This is a genomic window from Orrella sp. 11846, assembly GCF_048820935.1.
GTDB lineage: Bacteria > Pseudomonadota > Gammaproteobacteria > Burkholderiales > Burkholderiaceae_B > Algicoccus.
The window spans coordinates 1-3014 of record NZ_JBMERD010000034.1 but is presented as its reverse complement, the minus strand read 5'-3'; the positions used below and the strand labels follow the sequence as shown (position 1 = coordinate 3014).

Annotated in this window: 3 protein-coding genes and 1 pseudogene; 2 read left to right on the top strand and 2 right to left on the bottom strand. The window is 53.4% G+C overall.

The window, feature by feature from the left end; all coding sequences use genetic code 11:
- Together ACOI06_RS14405 and ACOI06_RS14400 are read right to left on the bottom strand one after the other, a co-directional pair.
- The coding region (locus tag ACOI06_RS14405; protein ID WP_420663291.1) for a hypothetical protein at window positions 1-242 on the bottom strand (242 nt) is incomplete at its 3' end.
- A gap of 161 nt (window positions 243-403) precedes the next feature.
- Window positions 404-1644 (bottom strand): annotated as a pseudogene (locus tag ACOI06_RS14400) (IS4 family transposase).
- Window positions 1645-1679: 35 nt separating this feature from the next.
- Between ACOI06_RS14400 and ACOI06_RS14395 the strand changes: the two are divergent.
- Entirely contained in the window at window positions 1680-2069 is a 390-nt protein-coding gene (locus ACOI06_RS14395; protein WP_420663290.1) for a hypothetical protein, read from the top strand.
- A 439-nt stretch (window positions 2070-2508) separates the two neighbouring features.
- Window positions 2509-2814, top strand: coding sequence for an IS66 family insertion sequence element accessory protein TnpA (gene tnpA / locus ACOI06_RS14390; RefSeq protein ID WP_420663289.1), 306 nt, complete (start codon window positions 2509-2511; stop codon window positions 2812-2814).
- The last annotated feature ends 200 nt before the right edge of the window (window positions 2815-3014 follow it).

Here is a 3014-nt window from a genome sequence, read left to right as displayed (position 1 = left end):
AGACCACCCCCTTCTTTCTGAACGGTTAAAGTGCCATTAGGCACGTAATAAACGCCGTCCATACGCACAGCGCCAGCCGGTTTAAGCAAACTACCGGTCAATGCATTGCCATAGTTCAAAAACAAACTTTGATTATTTCCGGTATGCCAAATCAAAATACCCGCCAAATCTCCAGAGGTCGGTGCACGCAAATTCACTTCATGCCCGCCAGACCCTTTGATATTCAAATTAAGTACACTCATGGTACTACTCGTCACAAAAGTTACGTCTGACGCATCGATGGTCGCATTAGAACCATCCAAATCTATCGTAAAACTACTTAATACCGTATAAATACCAGGCTTCAATCTGAAGTTGCAACCATGTTTAGAACCAATGCCTAACCCATGTCATTACACACAAGTCATTCGTCCTGAAGTTCCCGGGCAAATTTGAGTCCGGCTGCAAAGTCGACCACCCGCTGTAATCCGAGCCAGATCGTTTTGACACCCGGTTCGCCATCACCTTTGCGGCCGAGGAATCCACCGAGCGTGGCAATCAGGCGGATCACCTCATTGAGTTTAGGGGGTGACTTGGGCACTTTCTTGCGATTTAGAATGTATGCAGCCTGCCATTCGTCCTTTTCAAACAGCAGGGCGGCATCCAGATCCGGACAGGTTCTGCCCAGGCGCATCAACCTCGCAATGCGCCAGGCGACCACCATGAACAAGGCCAGTGCCCGCTCCAGGCGATCCACCGTGCTCAACTGCAAAGCTTCGACCTTGCAGCCATTTTTCAACACATGAAAGAACAGTTCGATCTCCCATCGTGCTCGATACCAGTCAATCAGTTCAATGGCTGAATCGAGCGTTTGCACTTCGCGGTTGGTGAGTAATCGCCATTCGACTGGCTTGACACCTTTGGGCGCCTCGTCCTCACGTGCCACCAGGCAAGTGACCTCAATCTCACCGCCCTTGCCATCGGCAATCATCAGGCGTCGCACCCAGATGCGTTGCCGCACTTCACGAGCCTTCTGGCCCTGGCGCGAGGGCATCGTAAAGCAGATGCCTCCCAGTGGGTCGCCCTCGGTCACCGTCGACCACAGCTTGCCACCGTCGGGTAACGCCCGGTTGTGTTGAGAGCGGATCAGCCAGTCGGCCGGATGGCCCAGATCCCGTGCCTGAGCCATCAGTGCAGCAATATCCGCCTCGCGATCAGCCACATACACCAGCCGGGTCTCGGGCAGAGTGGTGCCAGCTCCGCAACCCGGCTGTAGCCTTCGCTCCAGCGCGTACTCTCGGTGACGCCCGCTCGTTGGCCGCTCTCGTCTCGGGGCTCCCGGGCCCACATCCAGGCATCAAGCACGCCCAGCGGTTCGCGCTCAGGGGTGACGGCATAGGTGGGATGCAGATACATGCCTCGCTGTGCCTCATAGGACAACGGCCCCAGTCCATTAATGCTCTGGCCATTGAAGTCCAGCTCGGTCGTATCTTGCAGACACAGCACCACCCGATGTTCACGCATCCGTGTCTCGGCGCATTGCCAGTGTGGTGCCAGAATGTCTTCCCACTCGATCTCATCCTGCGCCAGAAATCGATAGGCCGCCTGGGTTTCCGCCCAGCCACCGCAAGCTTGAGGGATGCTCGCCATCGGATTGGCTGCCATTTGCTCGGCAAGCTCTCGATCGAAAGGAGATCACCATGAAAGCTAGTCGCATTGTTGAAATTCTCGTGTTCTTGATGGGCCTGGCTATCACGGGCATGGCGTGTGCTGAACAAAAGTACAACCCTCATACAGGGCAATGGGAGACGGTGGCTCCTGACTCAGAACTGAAATACAACCCCCATTCGGGAAGCTGGGGTTTTGCGGCCCCAGACGCATCTCCTCAGTACAACCCACACAGTGGGAACTGGGATATGGCGCCACCGAACTACCAACAAAAGTACAACCCGCATTCTGGTGATTGGGAAACTGCCCACCCTGATTCCCAGCTTCAATACAACCCGAATCGCGGGGACTGGCGGTATGTGCCGCCCGGTGTAACACCGCAATACAACCCCCATAGCGGCCAATGGGAATATCCGCGATAGAAATGTCTAACAAACGCTTCGAGAGGGACGCTCCGCCAGCACGCTCCGCCAGCACGCTCCGCTTGCTGACTGTGCGCCCCTCAAGCCGCACGTTAGAGCAGACAAAAGAGCAAAGCCAGAAACAAGAGCAAGAGCGTCAACAAAGGCCGAGCCGTGGAATGGGTATGTCTAGATAGTTAGTTAAAACAGACTGAAATTATCTAGTTTTTCTTCTTGCTTTTCCTGTATAGCTTTGTCTTGTTCTTCTTTCATGGCCAAGTAACGCTTATTAAGCGATCTAGCAGCTTCTGCAGAACAGTCTAACAGTCTGCCTACCTCTGCCCACGTTTTACCCTGTGAGCGCAGCTTGTAGGTAAACGTTCACACAACGGCGTCATAGTGCGACGCGTCAGAAAGTAAGAAACTGTTAGGCACGATTCACTTTAATTTATTTTAGAACATGTCGACACAGCCAATACAAACCCCACGAGTACGTAGCTACGATGAGTGGCGCACACTAATGCACCAATTTGAATCACAGGGCATCACGGTTAAAGCGTTTTGTCAGCAACACAAGATTGTGCAATCCACTTTCTATAAATGGAAATCTAAGTTTCGTAAAGACGGGGCTGTTTCGCAGCCCAGTTGTGATGACGTCCCTCAGCCTGCAACGCAGACGAAATCCACGGACTTTTTGAACCTCGGTGCGATGAATTTAAGAGCATCTCGAATAACCCCCGCTGAGTGCGTCGATTTCCTAAAATGACCCTGTTGCCATCCCTTTGTCCGTAAATGCCATGAAACGTAGTGCCGTCAAACTCGAACTCTTTGCCGATGAGCGTCAGCGCGAGAAGCTGGATCAGATCGGTGACCCTCTGGCCAATATCGATGAGCTCTTGAACCTCAAAGCTTTGGCAGCACGGATCAACAAGATCGCGCCTCGAGGCGACGGTGCCAAGGGTGGTC